Source organism: Hoylesella pleuritidis (assembly GCF_963541955.1).
GTDB lineage: Bacteria > Bacteroidota > Bacteroidia > Bacteroidales > Bacteroidaceae > Prevotella > Prevotella pleuritidis.
Window position 1 is genome coordinate 138879 of the sequence record NZ_CAUTUT010000002.1, and the last position, 24242, is coordinate 163120.

Genomic DNA, 24242 nt, shown 5'->3' on the forward strand with positions numbered 1-24242 from the left:
CTGAAAGTTTATTTCTTCATTAGGAAGGCATCAGCATCATTGAGAACAGGGAACTCCTGACGGAATTTCACCAACGCGGTCATATCCAATTGTGCCGTAGCTTCGCATTCGCGGTTAGCCTCACAGGCTGCAAGGGTATTGCCATAAGGGTCGAGAATGACGGATGCTCCGCAATATTCGCACTGTGGATCACGCCCCACGCGGTTGACTCCCACCACAAAGCACTGATTCTCTATGGCTCGGGCACGCAGCAATGTACGCCACGCAGCAATGCGAGATGTAGGCCAATTGGCCACGTACAGAATGCAATCGTAGTCTTTCTGATTACGACTCCACACAGGAAAACGCAAGTCATAACACACCTCCAATAAGAATCTGATACCTCGAAAAGCAACAATCACGCGCTCATTACCACGTGTAAAGCATTTATCTTCACCGCTGTACGTGAAGAGATGACGCTTGTCGTAAGTGTCGACGCACCCGTTCGGCTGTACGAAATAGAATCGGTTGTAAAATCTTCCGTCATCATTTACGGCCACAGAACCTGCTATCGCTGCTTTGCATTGGGCTGCTTTGCATTTCATCCAGTGCAGAGTCTCACCATCATTCGGCTCTGCAAGTCCGTCAGGTTGCATCGCAAAGCCCGTCGAAAACATCTCGGGCAATACATAGAGATCAGCTCCTTGTTGCCTGTCGATAGCTTCGTCTGCCGCCCGAATATTGCTTGCGGGATCGGCCCAAATGATATCTCGTTGCAGTATCGATACTCTCATAGCTGCCCAGCTTCTACCATTAGCACCACACGTTCAGTCAAACGGTCGACGCCGTTGGGGTCATACTGCTTTTTAAGACTGGCTCCGAACATCCACGCAAAGGCCTGATAAAAGCCTGCACGCACCGGACCGAGAATGGCTTGGATAAGATTATACGACGTGGAATTGCATTCACGGTAAACCAATTTGATGAGAAGTTTACCCTGTGAATAAGTCAGTTTTTTCATTCTCGGCGTATATTCCTGTTTAATACTCTGCTCTACCTTTTTGAGATGCGCATCCCGTGCCTTTTTATTCGGCAACGTTTGAAGATACTCATAGGTTTCAAGTATAATTGCGTTGCACTCCTTTGCGATGGGCAACACCTTTTTCACGTTATACACCAAACGGTTGAACGCCTGCTGCTGATACGCATCTTTGAACACGATTGGCGGATAAACGTAAACGTTATTCAGTTCGACATACTGAATACTGTCACCTCTCAGCAGCACTTTTCCCACTTTTACCATCGGCACGAACGTGGGATTATCCATATCAACGGCCCTATCTTCGGGGTTAATATAGCCCGGTCGGTCGTTCTGTGCTTGTATTTGCAAAGAGCAGAACACCGCAATCGCTGTGAGTATCGTCGTCTTCCACCTCATCGTTTGCAAATTTACGGATATTTTCTTATACTAAGTCACATCTTTATTGATATTTATAGAATTAAAATTCTTCAATAAATAATTGTCCATTTAACTCTTAATCAGAAAAACGATACAATGTGGATAAAATAAAAAGTAGATAAGTGGATGGGTGAAAAGATTCGGACGGAAAAATGGAAAGACACAAGATAATGAGTACGTAATAATCATTGAATTTCCTGCTTTTCCCTTTCTGGAAATGGTTAAATATAACCCTCTTTTTCATTAACCGTTAATCACCGTGCGAAAGACCGTCAAACGTCGTGCAACTAATCGTTGATCGCAAGGGGAGTAACGAAAACTCATAAATCGTTAAATACTAAGGGATTTTGCAAACGGTCTCATTTTTTATGACTATCTTTGCCGAATGAAGATACGAATCATCAATAACGGGCATCAGCCTTTGCCCGTTTATGCTACCGAAAAGAGTGCAGGGATGGACCTTCGGGCCAACATCAACGAGCCCATTGTACTGCATCCGATGGAGCGACGACTGATTAACACGGGGTTGCACATCGCTCTTCCCGACGGATTTGAGGCCCAAGTACGTCCCCGCAGCGGCCTGGCGCTGAAGCACGGAGTAACCGTTCTCAACTCGCCGGGTACAATCGACGCCGATTATCGCGGTGAAATAATGGTGCTTTTGATTAATCTTTCGCAACAAGACTTCGTTATTCGCGACGGAGAACGTATTGCCCAGCTCGTGGTTGCACGTTACGAGGGAGCACAGTGGGTAGAAGTAGAATGCTTAGACGAGACCGAACGCGGCACAGGAGGCTACGGGCATACGGGTGTGAAATAAACAAATGAAATTCACGTTACGACATATCGCGCTCTGCGTTGTGGTGGCCCTATTGTTGACCACAGCTCTTTTATCAGCCACTGCACACCAAGCGGCAGAGCAACAAACCGCTTTTTCGCCTGCCGGCAGGCCCTTTTCAAGCGATAACTCACACGCGCAGAATTCTCAACGCACAATTCCTAATTCTCAATTCTCACTTTCTTCGCAAGACAGCATACGCTATAACTACTTCTTTCTTGAAGCCGTTCGGCAGCAGAATGCTGGTCATTATGCCGCCGCTTTCGACCTATTGAGCCATGCCTTGGCCATCAATCCAAGGGCAGCCGAAGCATATTTCGCTCGCGCAACATACTTTTCGGAATTGCAACAAGACTCTTTAGCCTTGGTCGATATTGCCGAAGCAGCTCGCCTGAATCCTGCAAATGACACGTATATGGAGCGTCTTGCCATCGCGTATATCAATCGACAAGATTTCGATAAGGCCATCGCGACCTATGAAGAATTGGCCCAACGCGATCGCACGCGCAGTGATATTCTCAATATTTTGGTGCAACTCTACGAACGACAGAAAGATTATCAGAAGATGATTCGCGCCATCGACCGCATTGAAGAGAACGAAGGCAGCAGTGAAGAGATCACGCTTTACAAGATGCGTGTTTATGATTTGATGGGCGATAAGAAGTCGGCTTACCGTGCGTTGAAGGCTCTTTCGGACAAGCATCCCAGTGATTTGACTTATCGAGTGATGCTGGGCAACTGGCTGATGCAACACGATCGGTCTCGGGAAGCATTCAAGATATTCAGTGCTGCACAGCGAGAAGACCCTGATAATACAGCTGTCGAAAGTTCGCTTTACGATTATTACAAGGCCACGGGACAAGATTCGGTGGCGCAATCATTGATGGAACGGATGCTGATCAGCCCGAAGACAGATACGAAAAGTCGTATCTCGATGCTCCAACAAGTGATTCGTGAGAACGAAGAACACCGTGATGACAGCACGAAAATCATCTCTTTATTGCATCGGATGATGCAAGCTAACCCCAAAAGTAGCGAGATTGCCGAGGTGAATGCCGCTTATGCTACGCTGAAAAAGCTGCCGCAAGACACGATTAGCCGTGCTTTGTTGCACGTTTTACACTTAGCGCCCGATAATGCAGGTGCCCGTCTCCAACTCATTCAGGCCGAGTGGCCTACGAAAAACTGGGATCGGATTATCGAATTGGCATCTCCCGCCCTGCAATATAATCCCGAAGAAATGGCGTTTTACTATTTTATGGGATTGGCTTACTATCAAAAGGACGAGCGAGACAAGGCACTTGAGATGTTCAGAAAGGGTGTGAGCGAGATCAACTCACAAAGCAATGCTGACATTGTATCCGATTTTTACGCGATGATGGGCGACATTCTATATCAAAAGGGATGGTCGGCCGAGGCCTTTGCAGCTTATGACAGCTGTTTGGTTTGGCGTGAAAACAATATCGAATGTTTGAATAACTATGCCTATTATTTAAGCGAACGGGGTGAGAATCTGCACAAAGCGGAACAAATGAGCTACCGAACCGTCAAGGCAGAACCTAAAAATGCAACCTTTCTTGACACTTATGCGTGGATTCTCTTTATGCAAGGACGCTACGCAGAAGCGCAGATTTATATTGAGCAAGCTGTCGTCTGTGACACCGCTTCGGTGCAAAACGCAACGATATTCGAGCACGCCGGCGACATCTACGCACGTAACAACAATATCGGGAAAGCCTTAGAATATTGGCAAAAGGCGCTTAAAACCGGCAGCAAAAGTGTTTTATTACCCCGTAAAATCAAGTTAAAGAAATATCTCAAAGCGTGAGTCGGACAGTCGACTTACCATTCAAGACTAAACGAAATAAGATGAATCGAATAACCCTTAACGTTCTCTCCGCCGGCGTTTTGCTGCTCCTTGCATCGTGCGGAGCCAAAAGAGCCGTCGTAAACGACGCGCATCGGGCACAGACACAGGCCCAAGCGTCGGCCGATCGATCAGCAATGAGCAAGTTGGCAGCCGTTCAACGCATCTATGATAACCAAGTTTACGCACCGAATATCACCGGATCGATGTCTTTCAACATACAAGGCGGAGATAAAGACATCACTGTTCCCGGTTCGGTTCACTTGCGTAAGGATGAAGTAATACGGTTGCAACTATTCATTCCGATTATCGGCAGCGAGGTGGGAAGATTGGAGTTTACACCCGATTACGTGTTGCTCATCGACCGGATTCATAAGGAATACATTCGGGCCGACTATTCGCAGCTCGACTTTCTGCGTGCTAACGGACTGAATTTTTACAGTCTTCAAGCGCTATTTTGGAATCAATTGCTCTTGCCCGGAGCCAAAAGCGTGGGTGAGGAAGACCTCAAACGCTTCGACGTCGACCTCGATGCGGCCGGTACTTCGCTGCCCGTGACGCTGCAAAAAGGTCTGATGCGCTACCGGTGGGACACCGATCGTGGGACAGGGCGCATTACTCGTGCCACCGTTCATTATGCTTCGGCAGCACACGGCACGTCTGATCTCACGTGGAATTACAGCGACTTTCGCAGCGTTGGGGTAAAGATGTTCCCCGCAAAGCAGTCGTTCCGCTTCACCACTACAGCCACCAAGCAGCGCCATACGGTGCAAGTGGCTATCGAAATGAATGATGTCAAGACCGACAGTAACTGGGAATCGCGCTCCAAAGTGTCTGAAAAGTATAAGCGTGTAGAGGCTCAAGACCTGCTCGGTAAAATCTTAAATATGTAAATGAAACGCATTGTCATTTTATATTTAGCCGTTTTTTGCGTCCTCGGTTCAGGTGCGCAGCAGCGTCGCTCCGCACAAAAGGCGCAGCCGAAAACTACGAAGGTAGTCAAGAAGAAACCTGCAACAAAGGGCAAGAAAGCACCGGCTGTTAAGGCAAAACGCCCTTCGAGCACTGCGGCGGCATACGCTTCGGTGCGTAAATTGCAGTCACAACGGGCCGAAATACAGAAGAAAATTAAGCAGCAAGAACGTGCCCTGCGCGCCAATCAGGCTGATGTCAAGCAGCGATTGCAGAACTTAATGGTCATCAACAGCGAGATAGACGAGCGCCAAAAGTCGATCGATGGCATTCAGAAAGACATCCATCAGATCGATGGTAACATCGGAATCCTCAAATCGCAGCTGCAAACCTTAGAGCAGCAGTTGACCGATCGCAAAACCAAATATATCCAATCGATGCGCTATATGGCCCGTCACCGCTCCGTTCAGGATAAGATGATGTTCGTATTTTCGGCTAAAAACTTCACGGAGATGTATCGCCGGCTTCGCTTTGTGCGCGAATATGCGGCATTCCAACGGGCTCAAGGCGAGATTGTCAAGGCCAAACAGCTGCAAGTAAATGATAAACACAAGCAGTTGGAGACCGTCAAAGGCTATAAGAACAACCTGCTCTACAAAGATAAACGCGAGCACGCCGCCCTACAAACGAAGCAAGATGAGCAGAAGAAAGTGGTGCAGAACCTGCAAAACCAACAGCGAACCATTCAGGCGATTATTGCTGAACAGCGCAAGAAAGACGCTGCACTGAATGCCATTATCGACCGAATGGTGGCCGAAGAGGTTGCAAAAGCCCGGGCACGAGCCGCTGCCGAGGCCAAACGAAAGGCCGAAGCAGCTGAGGCTGCACGGCGTCGCGCACAGGAGTTAGCTCGTAAAAAGGCAGCAGCCGAGGCTGCCGCACGTGAGAATCAGCGCCGAATTGCCGAGGCAAAGGCCCGTGAAGCACAGCTGAAAGCAGAAGCCCGAGCAGCAGCTCAGGCTGAAGAGAACGCTCAGAAAGCCCGACTCGCAGCCGCGGAAAAGGCTAAAAAAGAGGCAGCCGATAATGAAGCGCGGGCCGCCGCAGAGCGAAAAGCACGCACGGAATTGGCTGCTCGTGAGGCCGAAGCGGCCCGATTGGCTGCCGAACGCAAGGCAATGGCCGAGCAAGAACGTAACAACAGGGCTATAGCAGAGGCTAAAAAGAATGCGGAAGAGGCTCGCCGGCTCAGTACTGTGGATCGAATGATGTCCGGCGGATTTGAAGCTAATAAAGGAAGACTGCCTATGCCCATTACAGGAAGCTATCGGGTGGTAAGCCATTTCGGGCAATACAACGTGGAAGGATTGAAAAATGTAACGCTCGATAACAAAGGAATCAACATCTTGGGACAGCCGGGCTGTATGGCACGAAGCATCTACGACGGCGAAGTAAGCGGCATTTATGGCTACAGCGGCACGTATGTCGTGATGGTTCGGCACGGTGCTTACATTTCCGTTTACTGCAATTTGAAGTCGGTAAGTGTATCGAAAGGGCAGCGGGTAAGCACTCGTCAGAGTCTCGGAGCTGTCGGAACGGACAACATCTTACAGTTCCAGCTTCGTCGGGAAGCCGCTAAACTCAACCCCGAAGTATGGTTGGGGCGGTGAATTGAACCATTGGTGTCTCTTTAAATGAGACACGAACGGAAGAACAAAAGAACATAAATGGAAAGGGATTTGTATATACTTGATTTACAGTTATATACAAATCCCTTTTTAATTAACGGTTACTTGTCGTGTAATTGACCGTTAAACGCACATCGTTTAACGGCTTTTTGCGTTCTGTTTAACGGTTAGTTGTATGGTAATTAACCGTTAATTGCATTACGTGTTGTATCTTATTGTTTTTCAATGATATACAAATTATATTTCTCGTATATCCTTTTGCACTTTTGTCTAACTCCTCAACAGCAATCGGAGCGGTGTATGTGCCCCGACAAAAGGAAAGGGAGGCCTTTCCATTGAATGTCGATCAAAGAATGAGCAATTGTCAATTATTAATTGAATACAGCTCCCCATCCCTCTAACTTAGGGGATTCAGAGGGGAGATTAGTCGTCAATCGACAATTATCAAGCGATTTTTCTCTTTCTAAATGGGGGTCAGCGTCGCTCTTTGAAGATGACATTGTTAGCGCCGCTGGTGATCTTCAAGGCTTCGGGATGCTCTTCGATGAAACTGTCTATGTGGCGAATGCGCTTCTCTTCCAATATCTCATCGACAGCGATCAAGATGCCGGTCTCTTCTACTTCACCGAATCCGTAGTTGATGGCAGTGCCGAACAGCTTCATTGTTGGGCTGAGATTCATATACGCATTGACCAAAGGCGGGATGTTATAACCTAATTGTCGAATCTCGTGATTAAGTATCTTATAGTCTTCTCGGAAGTCATCTTTGCAGAAAAGAGCCTCTAATTCCTTGATGTCTGTCTCTATTTTGAGCGGTTTCATCGGTACAATGAGATTGTCTTTGTCATCGAAATGCTTTTTAAGAAAATAGAGAATCATATCCCGTCCACGGCGAATGTAGGACGGATACATCGTCATTTTGCCGAAGAAATACCTCAAATGAGGATTAAGAACGGTTAAAGCACCGAGTCCATCCCATAGGTTATCGAGGGCGAAAATACTTTTAGTATTGACCCGAACATTCTGATATTCGAGCGAAACAAACGACCGTCCTAACTCGACTGTATACGGAAGGTAATCGCGGATGAACTTATCCGAGAAACGAAACATATGACTTGTGGCCAGTCTTGGCTGTTTTTCGTTGTCCAATTCGCAGTCGGTGCCATTGAGATAACGATATCCTCCGATGATCTCTTGTGCCTCAGGGTTCCACACAATGAGCTGTTTGTAACAGTTCTTACACGTGTCAAACTCATCGAGATCAAGTGATTTGCCCGTTCCTCCGCCTGCTGCACGGAAGGCAATCTCACGTAATCGGCCGATCTCTCGCAGTACATTGGGTGCTGTGTGAGCCGTGATGACATAGATTTCGTTATGACTTTTGTTCGTCATCCGGAGCTGCTTGTCGGATGTCAGTTCCTCTCTGAGCAGCCGTTTGTCGACCGGTTGGATAATGTCTTCTTCCATTTTATTCGAGTTCATATACTTTGTCTTCCACGATTTTAGCCCATTCCATCGGTGTTTTTGTATTGTCAAAGGTTTTCCAAGAGATGGGTCTGCCTATCGAAACACGAAAAGTCTTGTGCACGTTTTTATACATTTCATCGACTAAAAACAGCATAGCGATGTTGAATTTGATGTGAAGTGCCTTGCAGATATTGGCCAGTCGATAGAAAAAAGGCGAGTTCTGACCGCCGAAATGTATCGGAATGACGTCGCGATGTGTCTCTATACTCTTGGTGATGAATGTCTTTCGCCACGGCAAGTCGTGAATTCGGCTGCCCTGTTTGCGGCTGCACAGCCCTGCGGGAAACATCAAAATGTGGTTCTCACTGTGGAATCCCGCCTCGACCATAGCAGGAAAACTGCGGCTCTGTAAGCCCGTCTTGTTGATGGGTATGCATAAAGGAGCTAGCCCGGGCAAGTTCATCAACAGATCATTAACCAGATATCGGAAGCGACCGTCATATTGTCGGCCGATGATTGAGCCCAAAGCTACACCGTCGATACCGCCAAGAGGATGATTAGAAACAAATGTATAAAGTCTGCCATCAGCCTTATCGGGAAGATTTTCACGGCCGTTGACTTCGAGTGTCATATCGAGATAGCGCACACAAGCATCGAGCCACTCTACACCTTGCTTCTCACGGTTCTTCCAAAGGAAGTCATTCACCTCTTTCTGATGTACGATCCGCTTGAGCCAAGACACCAACACGTCGGGCACAAACTTGGCTTTGTCCCCCATTTTGTCTTTTAGAATGTCATCGATGTCTATGGTTTTCTCTGTCAGTCTGCCCATTTGGGAAAGAGTATTAATGCATTGCAAAAATACAATAACTTTTCCTTATACACCGTTTTTTTGTCAAAAAACTTTTCTTTTTCCACATTTTAGAGTGAAGAAGATGCCTGTTTGGAAAAGAAATCGTATATTTGCACAACCTATCAAACCATCTGAAAGCCAATGAAAAGACTGCTCCTGTTTATCGCTATCGCATTATTCACATTATGTTCTGCCGCACAACAGCCGCAGGAATGGATGAAATATTACGACCGATTGGGTGATATCGATGACGTAGAGTCGATTGCTTGGGAATCGACTTACGACATCCTGTGCGATCTGGCAGCCCATCCCGTTCCGCTGAATACGGCTACCCGACAAGATTTAGAGCAAATTCCGTTTCTCACGGCCACGCAAATCGAGGAACTTTGTACCTATCTTTATCAATACGGCGGGATGAAATCGTGGGGTGAATTGGCGCTTATCGAATCTTTGGACGAACCTCGCCGCAAATTACTTCCTTATTTCCTGACGCTCGATTCAGGCAAAGACAAAACCTTTCCGAGCCTCTGTAACATTGCGAAATACGGTCACAGCGAAGTTGTAACCGCGCTACACATACCTTGTTATACACGTAAAGGCGATCGCAACGGCTATTTAGGCTATCCCTATAAACACTGGTTGAGATACACATTCAGTTACGGTCAATACGTGAAAGCAGGTCTGACGGCTTCGCAAGATGCCGGAGAACCGTTCTTTGCAGGCCGCAATCGATGGGGGTATGATTATTATTCGCCTTATCTGATGCTACGAAACTTGGGCCGTATTAAGGCTATTGCCGTAGGCAGATACCGCCTGCGATTCGGGATGGGACTTGTAATGAACAATGATTTCAGCTTCGGAAAGCTCGCATCTATTGCTTTATTAGGTCGTTCTTCGACCTCCGTGCGGGCCCATTCGTCGCGATCCGAGGCCAATTATATGCAGGGAGCAGCTGCCACCGTAGCCCTTTCGCGAAATCTCGACATTACAGGTTTTGCCTCATTACGCAAGATCGACGCCACACTTAACCGCGACAGTACAGCTATCGTTACGTTATTGCACACGGGATATCATCGCACACAGAGCGAGATGGCGCGTAAACACAATGCCGAAGAGCGGTCGGTTGGCGGAAATATACGCTATTTCGGTGGTGGCTTTCACATCGGAGCGACGGGCGTTTTTACGCAGTTCAGCAAGCCGTTGGCTCTGAAAACCGAGCAGCTTTATCGTCGTTATGCCCCCGTCGGACGCCGTTTTTGGAATGTAGGAATTGATTATGGTTACGCAAGCAGGCGTCTGAATATCAACGGCGAGACTGCAACGGGCGACTGTCGGGCGTTTGCCACGCTCAACAGCATCAGTTATCAGCTTACTGCTTCGCTGACATTGCTTGCCATCCAACGGTTTTATGCTTATCGTTATACTGCCATTTATGCCGAAAGTTTCAGTGACGGCGGTAATGTTTGCAATGAGAGTGGCCTCTATTTTGGGGCCGACTGGCGACCGACTCGCTCGTTTTTGCTGTCCGTTTACACCGATTATGCTTATTCGCCGTGGGCGAAATACCGCGTATCTCACCCTTCCCATTCGTGGGACAACGCGCTGTCGGCCACCTATACGCACCGTTCCATCACGTTTCTTGCACGTTACCGGCTACGCCGCAAACAGCGAGACAACGCCAGCAAGACTGCACTTATTGGCCGAACAGAGCAGCGCGGGCGTCTTTCCGTAGCTTATGACGGCAGTCGATGGACATCGAAGACACAGGCAGACATCGCTCATTATCAGACCGAAACAGGTAGCTTGGGCTGGATGTTAACACAAAACATCGGCTATTCGCATCGTTTTCTGACTGCGGATGCAAGTTTCGGCTACTTCCATACAGACAATTATGACAGTCGTCTCTATGTTTATGAGCGCGGACTGCTATACAATTTCACATTCCCCGTTTTCTTCGGACACGGCATCCGATATGCATTTCGTGTACGAACAGACCTCACCCCGCGCCTGTTCATCATCGCCAAGGTTGGCACTACCGATTATTTCGATCGTAATCGCATCTCTACTGCGCTGCAACAGATTGCCCACAGCTCTCAAACGGACATTGATTTGCAGGTTCGTTGGCGATTTTAGAGACACAACTTTACCCCCACTCCCTCTTCCTTAGGAGAGAGTGAGCAAACGATTTATATCTTTCTGATAATCAATCATATACAAATTGTACTACAATTAACAGTTAAATAACTTGCAACTAACCGTTAAACGGTGTGCGATTAACCGTTACTTGCAATGCAATCAGCCGTTAATCATATTACAACTCATATTTAATTGATAATCAATAAAATATAAATCAAATCCCATTTATTGAGCAATCAAACCGCGAATGCGGTCGTCAAAAGCAGAGAGTGCAGCCTTGGCACCTTCTCCCATAGCAATAACAATCTGCTTATAAGGCACGCTCGACACATCTCCAGCAGCATAAACACCGGGCAATGAAGTGCGATTAGTCTCGTCGATTTTTACTTCTCGCCGGGCAGTCAACTCCAATTGGTCACGGAACAAATCGCTGTTAGGACTCAAACCGATTTGTACAAACACACCATCGAGCTTGATTTCACGCTCTGTATCGGTGTTGCGATCTTTCACACGAATGGCTGTCACTTTCTCGCCATCGCCCAAAACAGCCGTTGTCTGAGATGAAACGAAGATATCAACATTGCCCAAACTATGGGCTTTCTCCTGCAAAACAGTGTCGGCACCGAGCTTATCGGCAAACTCCAACACGGTGACATTCCGACAGATTCCGGCCAAATCGATAGCCGCTTCAATACCCGAATTGCCGCCGCCGATAACTGCCACGTTCTTGTTCCGATAAAAAGGACCGTCGCAATGGGGACAGAAATGCACACCATGACCAATGTATCGAGTCTCTTCTTCAACATTCAATCGGCGCCAACTTGCACCTGTTGCGATAATGACTGCGGGTGAAACAAATTCCTCACCGCCACGAACGAAGACACGTTTCTGCGTTCCTTGCAGCGCTACACGATCTATTTTTCGATTTTCAAAGACATCGATTTCATAACGACCGATATGTTCTTTTAGGTCGGCAGCTAATTGTGCACCTGTCGTTTGAGGCACGGAAATGAGATTTTCAATACCTACCGTGTCTTTCACCTGACCTCCGATGCGTTCTGCAATGATACCGACGCGCAGACCTTTGCGGGCCGAATAAATAGCGGCCGATGCCCCGGCAGGTCCTCCTCCGAGTACAACGACATCATAAGTACGTTCGATCGGTTCGCCGATAGCAGTTTCCGAACTGCCCATTCGGTCTTCTAATTTCTGCAAAAGTTCGCCCAAATCACCGCGACCCGTATGAAACGGTTCACCGTTAACAAACACCGAGGGTACGCCTTGTATGTTCCGCCGACTCACTTCGTCTTGAAACAAAGCTCCGTCAATCATTTCATTGCTGATCGAAGGATTGAGAAGCGCCATCACATTGAGTGCTTGCACAACATCAGGACAATTCGTGCAGGTGAGTGAAACATATGTTTCAAACTTTATCTCACCCTGAATAGCTGCTATCCGACGACTGATGGCCTCATCGGGAAGATTCTTTCCCTGTCCGTCTGCATTGAGTACAGCTAACAAAAGCGATGTAAACTCGTGCCCATTAGGGATTCCACGGAAGCGAATACCCGTCTCTTGTCCGTCTTTCAACAACGAAAAGACCAACTGGTGAGACTCATCTTCGACGAAAGTAACCGTGAGTCGGTCGGACGTCGATGCGAAATCATTGAGAAATTCGCGCATTTCCACTGCCTTGTCATTATCAGAACCGATGACGGCAGCTAATGTATAGTTCGATTGCAAGCCCTGGAACAGGTCGCGAACTTGACTTAAAATATTGGTATCTAACATTGAGTTCCTCCTCATTCTTCCCTCAGAGGGAAAGTAATTTCTATGGATTTATATTTTGATTGATTCGTATCAATACTCTTTTTTGAACTTCAATAAAACTCAAAAAAATAAAACCCTCCTTATGAAGGAGGGTTTTAAAGGGATTCATTCTTAGATTTTCCCTACCAAATCAATACTTGGTTTCAGTGTCTCTGCACCCTCGTTCCACTTTGCGGGACAAACTTCGCCAGGATGAGAAGCTACGAATTGAGCTGCTTTTATCTTGCGAACGAGTTCGTCTGCATTGCGTCCGATACTGTTATCCTGTATTTCACAGAGCTTGATAAGGCCTTCCGGGTCAACGAGGAACGTTCCTCGGTAAGACAATCCTTCATCTTCCTTATACACACCGAAGCCTTTTGCCAACACAGCCAACGGATCGGCGAGCATCGTGTAATTGATTTTCTTAATGCTGTCAGAGGCATCGTGCCAAGCTTTATGCACGAAGTGAGTGTCGCAACTTACTGAAAATACCTCCACACCCATTGCTTTCAGCTCGTCGTATTTACCTGCAAGGTCTACCAATTCGGTAGGACATACGAAGGTAAAATCAGCCGGATAGAAGAAGAACAGAGCCCATTTACCCTTAATATCTTCGTTAGATACTTTCTTAAATTCGCCGTTCTGAAAGGCATTTACATTAAACTCAGGTGCTTGTGAATTGATAATTGATGACATAATAATAATTATTAAAACCTCTCTCCGACCCTCCTCAAAGGGGAAGGAAGGCTTATTGAATAATAATTTAGAGGTTGATTATAATTTGTTTAATTAAAATTGAATATTTCACTAATTGTTTTTTACTTTCCTCTCTTCCTTTTCGGAGAAAGTCAAAAGGTTTTTTTAGCGCATTCTCTTACCTACAACCTCCCAGTCGATAATATCCCATACAGCTGCGATATGATCCGGACGGCGATTCTGGTAATCAAGATAGTAAGCGTGTTCCCACACATCTATACCCATCAAAGGATTGAGTCCGCTACGCAAAGGATTACCACCGTTAGGCTCTTTGGTAATGACCAATTTACCACTTTGGTCCTGAGAGAGCCATGCCCAACCTGAACCGAACAATGAAACAGCGGCTTGTGTGAACTCTTTTTTGAATGTTTCAAAGTCTCCGAAAGATGCATTGATAGCCTCGGCAATCTTTCCTTGCGGTACGTTTCCACTGACAGGAGACTTGAATTGAATGAAATAAAGCGTATGATTCAATGTTTGTCCTGCGTTATTGAACACCGGACCTTCGGGTGCAACCTTAACAATCTCCTCCACAGATTTGCCTTCTAACTCAGTACCTTTAATCAAATTATTGAGCGTATTGACATAATTCTGTAAATGTTTACCATAATGAAAGTTGATGGTTTGCTCGCTAATAACCGGTTCCAATGCGTTAGGTGCATACGGAAGTTGTGGCATTTGTATCATCATAAACAATAGTAATTTAGTTAATAACATATCTCTTAATTTTTAATTTCGATGCAAAGATACGCCCATTTGCAACAACCTCAAACAGATAAAACCTATCATCTCATTGAGATAATCTATAAATGTCTTTCTAACCCTTTGTTTATCGATATCTCAGTCATATCCGACAAATGTGTGACAAACTAAAAAAATATCGCCGATCATTGTCTAATTCGATTTTTATACCTATCTTTGCGAACAACTAAACCTATATGACACTACAACAATTAGAATATATAGTGGCTGTATATCGCCACAAACACTTTGCCAAAGCAGCCGAAAACTGTAATGTAACGCAGCCTACTCTGAGTTCGATGGTGCAGAAATTGGAAGACGAATTGAGTGTAAAGATCTTCGATCGAAAGACCAATCCCATTACCGTTACACCTATTGGACGACTCGTTGTGGAGCAAGCGTGGCGCACACTACTGCGTGCTCGCAAGATAAAAGAGACCGTAGAAGAAGAGAAACACTCGTTGATGGGAACGTTCAGAGTGGGTATTCTGCCTACGATTGCACCTTATCTGATTCCTCGTTTCTTACCGCAACTGATGCGAAAATACCCTGAAATGGACATCCGTGTTGCCGAAATGAAGACCGAAGACATCAAACGCGCCTTGCGACACGATGACATCGATGCCGGTATTTTAGCTCAATTAGATGATATGGACGACTTTAACGTCACGCCGCTCTTCTTTGAACAGTTCTTCGCTTACGTGGCTCGAGAAGATAATTTATTTAAAAACAAAACCATCAAAACAAGCGATCTCACCGAAGAATATCTGTGGTTGCTCGACGAAGGACACTGTTTCCGCGATCAACTCGTAAAATTCTGTCATCTCAAAGCGGCCAACAAGAGCAAGAAAGCCTATTCTCTCGGCAGCATCGAAACCTTTATGCGCATCGTGGAAAGCGGTAAAGGCGTCACCTTTATACCCGAACTCGCCACCTATCAATTCAATAATCACCAAATGGAACTTGTCCGTCCGTTTGCCATTCCAATACCGACGCGCGAGATTATAATGCTCACCGGCAAGAGTTTTATCCGCCGAACGATTCGCGATTTGCTTACAGAAGAAATCCGAAACGCTGTTCCCAAGGAAATGCTTCAATTGAGAACGGCGCAGATAAAGGTGTAAAGATCTGAATAAAAAAGCCCGAATCAAGTGTCGCTCGACACCCGATTCGGGGACTACTGCTATCAAAATTAAATGTAACCTCTTGTTATCCTTCTACTACTCTTACCTTATCGGTCTCATATTTCCTATCTACAACGATGAGCAACATCGGTTGCATACTCGATGACATCGTGCTGCCTCGCTTGATTTTATAAGTGAACTCTAATTTGTTATTTCGTTTGACGAGCTTTCCGGGAATGATCTTCGTTTGCTGATTTGTAATCGGAAGTACCACACCAATTACAAATTGCTTGTTGAAATCTATATTTGTAGGAATCCCATTCTTACCCATTGTAGCAGCCATTCCATAGAGTTTATTAAACGTCTTACTGTCCGTCACTTTCGGATCAGTCGGAATTTGTGCGTCATTATTGAAAAAATAGTTGTGCGCTATCGTGTACTCGACACTCTTTTTACCACTTGTACAAGTGTGTTTACAGGCACACGAGGCAATAAAAATAACTGAAACGATAGCCATTAATATACTGCCTGCTAACTTTTTTTCCACTCTTTTTATTTCAATCTTTATCCTTTGTTGTTGAATATGATTACTGATATGAATGCAAGATAATCCGATTCCTTGCATAGAAAGTATTTTCTTTAATGCGCTTTAACATCTATTTATTATCGACAAGATGATAAGTTTCAGAGAGAGGAACACGAAAACGATCGCCCCAAACACCGTTAGGCAAACGTATTCCACACGTGATAATCATATTGATTTCAATCGAATAGGGTAGATGAAGTGCTTTTTTGACAAGCCGACTATCGAATCCTTCGAGTGGACAAGTGTCATATCCGACCTCGCTCATTGCCAACATAAAGGTTTGAACAGCCAAAGCGCAACTCTTATGAACTACCACTCGCATATCATTCTCACTCACTTGGTGTACAATCGGACGGAAAAGTCCAACGCATTGAACCAACAGTTTGCGTCCTAAACCTGCCAAACCGAAAAAGCGAGAATATATAAACGGTATCACCTTCTTATAATACATCTCCCATTTTTTTATTCGTTTGTCCTGCTTTTCAGCCGGACTGTTACGCCGAACATTGTCCCGTTCAAATGCCAACGCAGCTTGAGCACGTTCCCGATAACGATCTTGACGAGTAACAAACACAACCATTTGCTGGGCCGATTGTGCTGTAAGCTGATCTAAACAAGCGTGACTCAATTTCTTCAATATCTTTTTATCCGTGACGTGATAGCACTCCCACAACTGCATATTCGAGCTGGTAGGAGCCAATGTTGCCAACTCCACGCACTGTTTCACCTGCTCAGTATCTATTGTTTTATCAGGATCGAAATGACGAACAGCTCTTCGATGATTTAAAATTTCTTGTAAACTCATATTCTAAAAGAATTGATTCATTTATCTGCCAACAAATCTTATGCCAATAACTCACCATTATCCTTGTTTCAATTAACCGTTAATCGCACTGTATTTAACGGCTAATTACAGTGCGAAAAGCCATTAAACGCAAGGTAATTAACGGTTAATTGAAATAATGGTTGTATCTAATTGATATACAGGAAAATAGAAAATAAAAATAATTTTACTCCCTATCCTTCTCCTTTTAAAAATAAATCGTGTTGATAACTGTGTGGAAAAGTGTGTGGAAAACTTATTATTTATCCACACACTTCAAATCAATGACTACGAGATGTGCAAATCCCGACAGTTTTGAAAGCATTTTAACGCAGTTTTCCACGATATTATTGAGAGAAAAGATATAAACTTATTAACTTTGCAGGAGTATAAGAATATTGTGGATAAAACGCCTATCTAATTTATTACCAGGCGTAAACGAACGGGATAAATAGTTGAAAACAATATTTAAATGTGGATAACGGAATATCCAAATAATAATTGATCAAGTTATCAACTTATCCACGTCGTATCATCACAAACATTCTTTTTTCCTTTAAAGAATAAAAAGATAAGAATATAATAATGGCTGAGTTGAAAGAGAATTGGTTGAAACAGGGATTCATCGACGAACCGATTGCCGATGGAATTGATCTGAAAAGTGAAATAAGAAAAATGTGTCGAGAGAAAAATGCAGTAATTCTCGCACACTATTATACAGTAGGTGAGATTCAGGATGCAGCTGATTTCATCGGCGATTCATTGGCATTGGCTCGCAAAGCAGCTGAAACCGATGCACGAATCATTGTGATGTGCGGCGTACATTTTATGGCCGAAACCAATAAACTGTTGTCTCCTGATAAGTTGGTATTAGTTCCTGACCTCAATGCCGGTTGTTCGTTGGCAGACAGTTGTAATGCAAATGATTTGCGAAAATTCAAAAATGAGCATCCCGGATACAAAGTTGTGAGCTATGTCAACACCACTGCGGCAGTGAAAGCGTTGACAGATGTGGTGGTGACGAGCGGTAATGCGAAGCATGTTATCGACCAGTTACCAGTGGATGAAAAGCTTATTTTCGGTCCGGATTACAACTTAGGTAATTATATTAACAGCATAACGGGACGACAAATGTTGCTTTGGGAGGGTGGTTGTCACGTTCACGAGCGTTTCTCTGTGGCTGAAATCGTCAGACTGAAAGCACTTCATCCCGATGCCGTTACAATGGCTCACTTGGAGTGTAAAGGGCCTGTCTTGGCCATTTCAGATGTTGTTGGGTCTACAGCTGTTATGTTGAAGTATTGCATCGAGAGTGAAAAAACGGAGTTTATTGTGGCTACCGAGGCCGGAATTTTACACGAAATGCAGCGAAATTGTCCTGAAAAAACGTTTTATCCGGTGCCTCCCGAGGTGAGTGAAGGTGGTTTGGGATGCTCCTGCAATGAGTGTGAGTTTATGAAAATGAATACATTGCAGAAGCTCTATAATACCTTAAAATATGAGTGGCCGTGTGTAGATGTCGATCCGATGATTGCTGCCGAGGCTGTGAAACCAATTCAACGGATGTTGGAAATGAGTTGAAAGGTTTCCCGTTTTACCTTTCTCAACAATCTATATAACTTATAAATCATTGATGGATGAGTTTTTCCTTCTTTTCGAGGAGATAAGGAGGGACCTCCCATTCGTATGAGTTTATATCGCCAATCGCCTTTTACATTCCACTGTTTTCTTAGTTTTTCTGTTTCGTTAAACAATTCTTGGCTTTGCAAACGGAATGCGTGCATTGCGAGTGCAAATATTCGATAATTGAAGTAATGATTGATTTCAGGAGCTTGGAGATTGTATTTGCGGATGAGATAATAGCTCAATCGGGTAACACCTGTAACGAAACGGAATTGACGCTCATCGTCTTCGGCATTTGAAACAGAAGTTTTTCCCGTACTATAATATAAGGTAACATCGGGAAGATAGGCAATTTTTCCCGCGTATGCCATAATGAATGAAAGTTGCAAATCTTCGCATTTGAAGGCTTGATTACGGAAAAGCATCGGGTCTTCGGCATAGGCTTGCAGGAAAGTTTGCTTGCGATAAAGGGCGGTGCAGAGGTGAATAACGGGCAAACCTACTTGTATTGCGATTGGAACCAACAGTCTCCGACCGTCTGTAATGCTGTTTTCAGCGGAAAGAATAGGGTGGGGAAGAACGCTCTTCGATGGTTCGTCATAATATCGCCAAGCGGTATGTACGAGTGTGATTGATGGATTTTCTTCTAATAATCTCACCTCTTTTTCGAGCTTCAAAGGGTCTACCCAAAAGTCGTCTCCTGCACAATCGGCAACGAACTGGCCGTTACACGCGAGTAGTGTATCATAATAATTGTCGATAACTCCTTTGTTTCGGTCGTTTCGGTGATAGTGAATGATGTCGGGAAAACAGGTTGCATAACGTTCGCAAACAATTTGAGTAGCGTCTGTTGAACAGTCGTCGCCGATACAAATTTCTATCGGCAGGTGGCATTTCTGCATCAAAATGGAGTCTAAGGCTCGACCGATCGTTTGCTCTTGGTTGTAAGTTACAACAACGACGGATATACAATTGTTCATCTTCGGCATTGTTTTAAGAAGTTGAATAATTGGTAGATCATCCACGTCAGAGCGCTGCTTGTGATGTAAACCGCAGCAAAGAGCAGTACGACGAATAAATAATGCGTGTCGTATTCGATACTGATATATTTCGTAAAACGGCTTAACAGCAAAGGAACTCCACCACAAAGGAAGTAATAAACAAGGCTATGTGCACCCGTCCATTCAATCAGTCGATTTGTGGGTAGTCGCTGAATAAGCATCATTGTCAATGCAATGGTAGTGAAAATATCAATGAGAAAGAGTGCGTAATTCGTAATATGGATAGGCCAGATCAACAAAGCCACATTCCATTTATATTCAAGTATTTTTATAATCAGTAATAAAATAATCAGTAAGTATGTGTATGATGGTTTGTGAAAATGGTTGAAACGTGATTCGTTTCGGTGATAGACGTAGCCTGCACAAAGGAAAAGAAGAGCTTGAAAGGCATTGTCTAATTGCCAAAAAAGTGGTTGATGGTGTGTGGATAAAGGGATGGATGCAAGGAAAGCGATAATGGATAGGAGAATAATCCATTGTGTTTTGCCTCGTGATACACACAGAATCAACATAAAAATCAGTTCACTCACAATGAGTGCAGCCACAAACCAAGAGGCGTTTCCGGTGAGGATACCTGTCAAAAGATGGTTAATAGAAGTATTATCGGCGTGCGCCCACATTTTGGGTAAGGCCATTATAGCGGTGAAGAAGAAGTAAGGCAGGATGAGACGAAGTGTTATTGATCGGAGTTTTCGACGCCAATTGAAGCCGTTTTGACTATAAAAAAGATAGCCGGAGATAAAGAAAAAGAGGGTGAGTGCATTGACAACGTAGAGCGAATAAGGGATGATATTGCGACCGGTAGCATAGAGTTCGGTATGGTCTAACAATATTGCGAGGATGCAAATGCCGCGTAAAAGGTCGATCCAACGTATTCGCTCCATTTTAATCAGCTATTTTCAGTTGACGATAACGATCTTACATATAGTGCCTTTTTTACCTTCTTGCGTAGCTGTTTGCACCATATAGACACCGCTCGAAACGCGTTTGCCGCTGCGATCAGTACCATTCCATCGATAGATTCCGCCATTGCTGCGACCTTGATTGACAAGTATTCCGCTCGCAGTAACGATTTTTATGTCGGCATCGTACGTTAAACCGGTGATCGTTATGGGACCATTGTAGTCAGGATGAACGGGATTTGGATAAGCATAAACACTGTTTTTGGTCATCGTTTTGGCCGGTTCGGTGGCATCACTCAGGTAAGAACAGAGTCCGTTTTCTGTTCCGAAGTATACTTCTCCGCTGTTTCCATCAATGGCAATAGACTCAATATTGTTTGAGAGTAATGGACTGTTGTCGGCCGTAAAGTGATGAATCTGGGTGAGATGGTTGCTACTTATCAGGTAAACTCCATCTCCTTGGGTACCGAACCATTTACGATTCGCACCGTCGACAGCCACACATGTAATGTCGATTCCGTTGAGAAGATAATCTGCATAATCGGTTCCGTCGTTGCGGGGAACTTTTATTTGTGTGAATACAGGCTTCGTGTTGTTTATTTGGTCGCGCTTCAACAGCAGCGGACCGACATCTGTTCCTATCCAAATATGGTGTTCTTTGTCTTCTGCAAGACACCTGGCGTAATGAACATTGACAGTGGTTCCATCTTGATTCGTAAAACTTTTGAAAGACAGCAGACGGTCGGTCGAAGTGTTATAACAGAAAAGCGAGGGTGTACGATGATAATCGTTGGCGAACCAAAGCAGACCTTCGGCATCGAAAATCATTGATTTCATATTCTCCAAAGACTTCTTTTCATCATACATCAAAGCCGAATTATGATGCGAAAGCCATTTTCCTGTGGTGTTATATTCTACTAACGAGGTAGAGGGACTAATGCTGTTGAGTGCCCAAAGATTGCCTTTTGTATCGAATTTGATACTTTGAACAATGACGTAATTTTTGTCTTTGGAGTTCGGAACAGTTGAAGCTGTCTTCAAAACGGGCACATTATTGTTATAGTTTTGTACAAATTTACCATCGTAAAATTCATAAACTCCCGTTCTACCAGATACAAATATGCGTTTATTATCACGCGGATCGATATCTATTCCACTGTTATCCACAAATTGATAACCTGTTAGTCGACTGATGTTTTCATCTTGATAGATATGCCAATTACCATTATCAAGCACCTGAACAGTGCCTGGACGCATCATATCTTCGGTAGAAGTGAAGCCTCCTCCGACAGTATATAATCGGCCGTTTTGGTGTCGCATAAAGCCGAAATTATTGTATTTTGGACCTCCGGGATTGGCATTTTGAATTGTTTTCAGCAGTTTTTCGTCGATCATTTTAGAGTGAGGTATGTGCTCACCTACACGTTTCCATTGGCTTTTATCATATAAGTTAGCCGTAAGTAACGCCGACCAAAGTCCATGAGAAGATGAAGATGCATAGAGACGGGCGTCTTTGATGTAGGCATAATCTACTCGGAAGCCAAGACGATAAGTATCGCTGATCTCGCCAGTCTTCATATTCAGCTTCACGATTCCAAATCCGTTGCAAAGATAAGCACTGTTACCGGCAACGTAAATGCTATTGACTGTTTTGTCGGTTGTCATCGACTTATTGCGATAATCGGGTATATTCATTACATCACCGTTATCTGCCAACAGGTCGATATTATTGTTTTCGTAGAGAATAAGAAGTTTTTTCGCACTCGTACACCACGCTATTTGTGAAACTGAACAATCGTTTAAGCCGTTCGCTTTATCGTAAGTGGTAACGCTCTTATCGCTGAGATCATAGCGAAAGACGCTTTTCGAAGCCAGAACGAACAATTTTTGGCCTGCTGATTCGATATTTTCTACATTACGATAAGCCATATATGCTTTCCACTTTCCTTGTTGAGCGGAAACAGATAAGGCATAAATTACACAGAAAGTGAGTGTTAAAAGTGTTTTCTTCAGCATTTTTTAGACTATGAATTAAGCTGCTTTAAGTAGTCAGCTAATTGTTTAACGGCGCGTGCCCGATGTGAAATTTGATTCTTGATATCCATTCCCAATTGAGCAAATGATTGTTGATAACCGATGGGAACGAATAAAGGATCGTAGCCGAAGCCTGCTGTTCCTTGCTTTGTCAGTGCTATATGGCCTTCTATTTTTCCTTCAAATGTATGAGAAATAAGTTGATTTGATGTTTTAAGTAATAACGCAATAACTGTGCGAAACTGTGCTTTTCGGTTGTTGTTATTACCTAATTCACGAAGAAGTTTGCGCATATTAGCCTCACTGTCGTGGTCGGTTATGTCGTCATAGCGAGCACTTCGCACGCCGGGAGCACCTCTGAGTGCTTCTACTTCAAGGCCGGTATCGTCGGCAAAACAACTTAATCCATATTTATTATACACGTAACGAGCTTTAATCAGAGCATTTTCTTCTAACGTATTACCCGTTTCCGGAATATCTTCCGTACATCCAATATCGTGCAAAGAAACGATTTCAAACTCACTGCCGAGGATATTTCGAATCTCGGATAACTTGTTTTGGTTATTTGTTGCGAATACAATCTTCATTCTTTTTGTAATTTTTCTTCTTCCATTTGAAGTGGAGTAGGAGAGAGAGTATGATTTTTCGGCACTTTCACTTTCATCTCATCAAATCCTTCTCCGTATACACCGATCACCTCACTTTGACTTACCAAGGCATCGGGATCGAGCATTTTGATGATTCGGAAGATAAAAGTACTCTCATTCTTTTTAGCTAAAATGCATAAGACTTTCATATCTTGCCCCGTGTACCAACCGTGACCGTCAAGTACGGTAACGCCTCGATCGAGCTGGGTAGCGATTGATTGCGCAATGTCTTGGTACTTTTTAGAGAATATAAAAAACTGAACCGACTGCCGCATACGGCTCATATAGGTGTCGAGCATATAGTTTTCGATAACCATTGTACAGAATCCGAAGACTACTTTATGCGTTCTTTCGATGATGGTTCCGAACTGAGGGAAGAAGAAACAACTACCGATGATGATGAAATCGACGAATATCAGCACCTGACCTATTGAAAAGTTGTGGTACTTATTGACGGCAGCTGCAATGATATCTGTGCCTCCCGTACTTCCGTTGTTATGAAAGACGATGCCCAAAGATGTGCCGGTGAAACAGCATCCGATGATGAGCGACATAAAGTCTTGTCCTTCGCCGAGAATCTTTACGGGGTTACCGGCTGCGTCGACAGGTACTGCCGCCTGTGCAACTTTCAGTATAAAATAAAGTGCTATGATAGCATAGATGGTCTTCATAAGGAACTTTAAGCCCAGCGATTTAAATGCAACGATGAGCAATAGAACATTGATGATGATATAAGTGTTCTCTACCCGGAAGCCCGTTGCATAGAAAATAATGGCCGACATACCTGTAACACCACCTGCAACGATCTCGTATGGCAGGAGGAAAAAGGCCCAAGAAAAGGCATAAATGATAATTCCTAAGGTAATAAAGATATAATCTTTAGTCTCATTCCATATCCTTTGATGGTCAATAGTCATAACTTTGATGTTTTAAT

Annotated in this window: 21 protein-coding genes; 7 read left to right on the forward strand and 14 right to left on the reverse strand. The window is 44.4% G+C overall.

Translation table 11 applies throughout. The features are described 5' to 3' along the window. Window positions 1-8: 8 nt before the first annotated feature. Window positions 9-773, reverse strand: a complete 765-nt coding sequence (locus RWY97_RS01315) for an amidohydrolase (protein WP_315565056.1) — start codon at window positions 771-773, stop codon at window positions 9-11. Then, a complete protein-coding gene (locus tag RWY97_RS01320) occupies window positions 770-1417 on the reverse strand; it encodes a DUF4294 domain-containing protein (protein WP_273175084.1) in 648 nt (215 codons plus the stop codon). Before RWY97_RS01320 ends, RWY97_RS01315 begins: the two co-directional genes overlap by 4 nt. Before the next feature lie 406 nt (window positions 1418-1823). Here RWY97_RS01320 and dut point away from each other — a divergent pair, with 406 nt between their 5' ends. Genes dut through RWY97_RS01340 form a run of 4 tightly spaced genes read left to right on the forward strand, consistent with a single transcriptional unit; the run spans window position 1824 to window position 6725 of the window. Then, window positions 1824-2258 carry a dUTP diphosphatase gene (gene dut / locus RWY97_RS01325; protein ID WP_314078248.1) on the forward strand — a complete coding sequence of 145 codons (435 nt, stop codon included), beginning with the start codon at window positions 1824-1826 and terminating at the stop codon, window positions 2256-2258. Between the two features lie 4 nt (window positions 2259-2262). Then, on the forward strand, window positions 2263-4104 hold the full coding sequence (locus RWY97_RS01330) for a tetratricopeptide repeat protein (RefSeq protein WP_315565059.1): 1842 nt from the start codon (window positions 2263-2265) through the stop codon (window positions 4102-4104). A 41-nt stretch (window positions 4105-4145) separates the two neighbouring features. Next, window positions 4146-5036 (forward strand): lipoprotein insertase outer membrane protein LolB1, encoded by an 891-nt coding sequence (gene lolB1 / locus RWY97_RS01335; protein WP_024991434.1) that lies wholly within the window; start codon window positions 4146-4148, stop codon window positions 5034-5036. Beyond that, a complete protein-coding gene (locus RWY97_RS01340; RefSeq protein ID WP_315565062.1) occupies window positions 5037-6725 on the forward strand; it encodes a murein hydrolase activator EnvC family protein in 1689 nt (562 codons plus the stop codon). A 492-nt stretch (window positions 6726-7217) separates the two neighbouring features. Here RWY97_RS01340 and RWY97_RS01345 read toward each other — a convergent pair whose 3' ends face one another. Beyond that, window positions 7218-8210, reverse strand: coding sequence for a glycine N(alpha)-acyltransferase GlsB (locus RWY97_RS01345; protein ID WP_024991436.1), 993 nt, complete (start codon window positions 8208-8210; stop codon window positions 7218-7220). Between the two features lies 1 nt (window position 8211). Continuing rightward, window positions 8212-9042: a lyso-glycine lipid O-acyltransferase GlsA gene (locus RWY97_RS01350; protein ID WP_315565064.1), complete on the reverse strand. Its 831-nt coding sequence runs from the start codon at window positions 9040-9042 to the stop codon at window positions 8212-8214. Between the two features lie 162 nt (window positions 9043-9204). On the opposite strand from RWY97_RS01350, the gene RWY97_RS01355 reads away from it, so the two are divergent. Then, the gene (locus RWY97_RS01355; protein ID WP_315565065.1) at window positions 9205-11196 is read left to right on the forward strand and encodes a helix-hairpin-helix domain-containing protein; all 1992 of its coding nucleotides are present in this window, start codon (window positions 9205-9207) and stop codon (window positions 11194-11196) included. A 228-nt stretch (window positions 11197-11424) separates the two neighbouring features. On the opposite strand, the gene ahpF is transcribed toward RWY97_RS01355, so the two are convergent. The 3 genes from ahpF to RWY97_RS01370 all read right to left on the reverse strand — a co-directional run bounded on the left by ahpF (window position 11425) and on the right by RWY97_RS01370 (window position 14484). Beyond that, the gene (gene ahpF, locus RWY97_RS01360) at window positions 11425-12990 is read right to left on the reverse strand and encodes an alkyl hydroperoxide reductase subunit F (protein ID WP_315565067.1); all 1566 of its coding nucleotides are present in this window, start codon (window positions 12988-12990) and stop codon (window positions 11425-11427) included. Between the two features lie 150 nt (window positions 12991-13140). Continuing rightward, window positions 13141-13707: an alkyl hydroperoxide reductase subunit C gene (ahpC, locus tag RWY97_RS01365; RefSeq protein ID WP_315565069.1), complete on the reverse strand. Its 567-nt coding sequence runs from the start codon at window positions 13705-13707 to the stop codon at window positions 13141-13143. Window positions 13708-13872: 165 nt separating this feature from the next. After that, window positions 13873-14484 carry a superoxide dismutase gene (locus RWY97_RS01370; protein ID WP_314739008.1) on the reverse strand — a complete coding sequence of 204 codons (612 nt, stop codon included), beginning with the start codon at window positions 14482-14484 and terminating at the stop codon, window positions 13873-13875. 221 nt (window positions 14485-14705) lie between these two features. Here RWY97_RS01370 and RWY97_RS01375 point away from each other — a divergent pair, with 221 nt between their 5' ends. Then, window positions 14706-15632, forward strand: a complete 927-nt coding sequence (locus tag RWY97_RS01375; protein WP_021584905.1) for a hydrogen peroxide-inducible genes activator — start codon at window positions 14706-14708, stop codon at window positions 15630-15632. An 85-nt stretch (window positions 15633-15717) separates the two neighbouring features. Here the strand turns inward: RWY97_RS01375 and RWY97_RS01380 are convergent, their stop codons facing one another. Both RWY97_RS01380 and RWY97_RS01385 read right to left on the reverse strand, forming a co-directional pair. Beyond that, window positions 15718-16179, reverse strand: a complete 462-nt coding sequence (locus RWY97_RS01380; protein ID WP_315565072.1) for a hypothetical protein — start codon at window positions 16177-16179, stop codon at window positions 15718-15720. A 109-nt stretch (window positions 16180-16288) separates the two neighbouring features. Beyond that, window positions 16289-17023: a nitroreductase family protein gene (locus RWY97_RS01385; protein ID WP_315565073.1), complete on the reverse strand. Its 735-nt coding sequence runs from the start codon at window positions 17021-17023 to the stop codon at window positions 16289-16291. 603 nt (window positions 17024-17626) lie between these two features. On the opposite strand from RWY97_RS01385, the gene nadA reads away from it, so the two are divergent. Then, on the forward strand, window positions 17627-18622 hold the full coding sequence (gene nadA / locus RWY97_RS01390) for a quinolinate synthase NadA (RefSeq protein ID WP_036931351.1): 996 nt from the start codon (window positions 17627-17629) through the stop codon (window positions 18620-18622). On the opposite strand, the gene RWY97_RS01395 is transcribed toward nadA, so the two are convergent. From RWY97_RS01395 to RWY97_RS01415, 5 genes are read right to left on the reverse strand one after another with little or no spacing between them, the layout of a single operon-like run. After that, entirely contained in the window at window positions 18598-19644 is a 1047-nt protein-coding gene (locus RWY97_RS01395) for a glycosyltransferase family 2 protein (protein ID WP_315565075.1), read from the reverse strand. The genes nadA and RWY97_RS01395 overlap by 25 nt on opposite strands. Then, window positions 19641-20609: an acyltransferase family protein gene (locus tag RWY97_RS01400; RefSeq protein ID WP_315565077.1), complete on the reverse strand. Its 969-nt coding sequence runs from the start codon at window positions 20607-20609 to the stop codon at window positions 19641-19643. Before RWY97_RS01400 ends, RWY97_RS01395 begins: the two co-directional genes overlap by 4 nt. Before the next feature lie 15 nt (window positions 20610-20624). Beyond that, window positions 20625-22643, reverse strand: a complete 2019-nt coding sequence (gene porZ / locus RWY97_RS01405) for a type IX secretion system anionic LPS delivery protein PorZ (protein WP_315565079.1) — start codon at window positions 22641-22643, stop codon at window positions 20625-20627. Window positions 22644-22651: 8 nt separating this feature from the next. After that, a complete protein-coding gene (locus tag RWY97_RS01410) occupies window positions 22652-23248 on the reverse strand; it encodes a non-canonical purine NTP diphosphatase (protein ID WP_315565081.1) in 597 nt (198 codons plus the stop codon). Then, a complete protein-coding gene (locus RWY97_RS01415; protein WP_021584811.1) occupies window positions 23245-24225 on the reverse strand; it encodes a YitT family protein in 981 nt (326 codons plus the stop codon). Before RWY97_RS01415 ends, RWY97_RS01410 begins: the two co-directional genes overlap by 4 nt. Window positions 24226-24242 lie beyond the last annotated feature (17 nt).

Excerpts from the sequence above, each read along its gene's own strand:
- RWY97_RS01410 (WP_315565081.1), bottom strand. The coding sequence starts at position 23,248 with ATGAAGATTGTATTCGCAACAAATAACCAAAACAAGTTATCCGAGATT.
- RWY97_RS01320 (WP_273175084.1), bottom strand. The coding sequence starts at position 1,417 with ATGAGGTGGAAGACGACGATACTCACAGCGATTGCGGTGTTCTGCTCT.
- RWY97_RS01340 (WP_315565062.1), top strand. The coding sequence starts at position 5,037 with ATGAAACGCATTGTCATTTTATATTTAGCCGTTTTTTGCGTCCTCGGT.
- RWY97_RS01350 (WP_315565064.1), bottom strand. The coding sequence starts at position 9,042 with ATGGGCAGACTGACAGAGAAAACCATAGACATCGATGACATTCTAAAA.
- RWY97_RS01415 (WP_021584811.1), bottom strand. The coding sequence starts at position 24,225 with ATGACTATTGACCATCAAAGGATATGGAATGAGACTAAAGATTATATC.
- RWY97_RS01345 (WP_024991436.1), bottom strand. The coding sequence starts at position 8,210 with ATGGAAGAAGACATTATCCAACCGGTCGACAAACGGCTGCTCAGAGAG.
- RWY97_RS01395 (WP_315565075.1), bottom strand. The coding sequence starts at position 19,644 with ATGAACAATTGTATATCCGTCGTTGTTGTAACTTACAACCAAGAGCAA.
- RWY97_RS01370 (WP_314739008.1), bottom strand. The coding sequence starts at position 14,484 with ATGTTATTAACTAAATTACTATTGTTTATGATGATACAAATGCCACAA.
- RWY97_RS01385 (WP_315565073.1), bottom strand. The coding sequence starts at position 17,023 with ATGAGTTTACAAGAAATTTTAAATCATCGAAGAGCTGTTCGTCATTTC.
- lolB1 (WP_024991434.1), top strand. The coding sequence starts at position 4,146 with ATGAATCGAATAACCCTTAACGTTCTCTCCGCCGGCGTTTTGCTGCTC.
- RWY97_RS01400 (WP_315565077.1), bottom strand. The coding sequence starts at position 20,609 with ATGGAGCGAATACGTTGGATCGACCTTTTACGCGGCATTTGCATCCTC.
- RWY97_RS01330 (WP_315565059.1), top strand. The coding sequence starts at position 2,263 with ATGAAATTCACGTTACGACATATCGCGCTCTGCGTTGTGGTGGCCCTA.
- ahpF (WP_315565067.1), bottom strand. The coding sequence starts at position 12,990 with ATGTTAGATACCAATATTTTAAGTCAAGTTCGCGACCTGTTCCAGGGC.
- ahpC (WP_315565069.1), bottom strand. The coding sequence starts at position 13,707 with ATGTCATCAATTATCAATTCACAAGCACCTGAGTTTAATGTAAATGCC.
- RWY97_RS01375 (WP_021584905.1), top strand. The coding sequence starts at position 14,706 with ATGACACTACAACAATTAGAATATATAGTGGCTGTATATCGCCACAAA.
- nadA (WP_036931351.1), top strand. The coding sequence starts at position 17,627 with ATGGCTGAGTTGAAAGAGAATTGGTTGAAACAGGGATTCATCGACGAA.
- RWY97_RS01355 (WP_315565065.1), top strand. The coding sequence starts at position 9,205 with ATGAAAAGACTGCTCCTGTTTATCGCTATCGCATTATTCACATTATGT.
- porZ (WP_315565079.1), bottom strand. The coding sequence starts at position 22,643 with ATGCTGAAGAAAACACTTTTAACACTCACTTTCTGTGTAATTTATGCC.
- RWY97_RS01315 (WP_315565056.1), bottom strand. The coding sequence starts at position 773 with ATGAGAGTATCGATACTGCAACGAGATATCATTTGGGCCGATCCCGCA.
- dut (WP_314078248.1), top strand. The coding sequence starts at position 1,824 with ATGAAGATACGAATCATCAATAACGGGCATCAGCCTTTGCCCGTTTAT.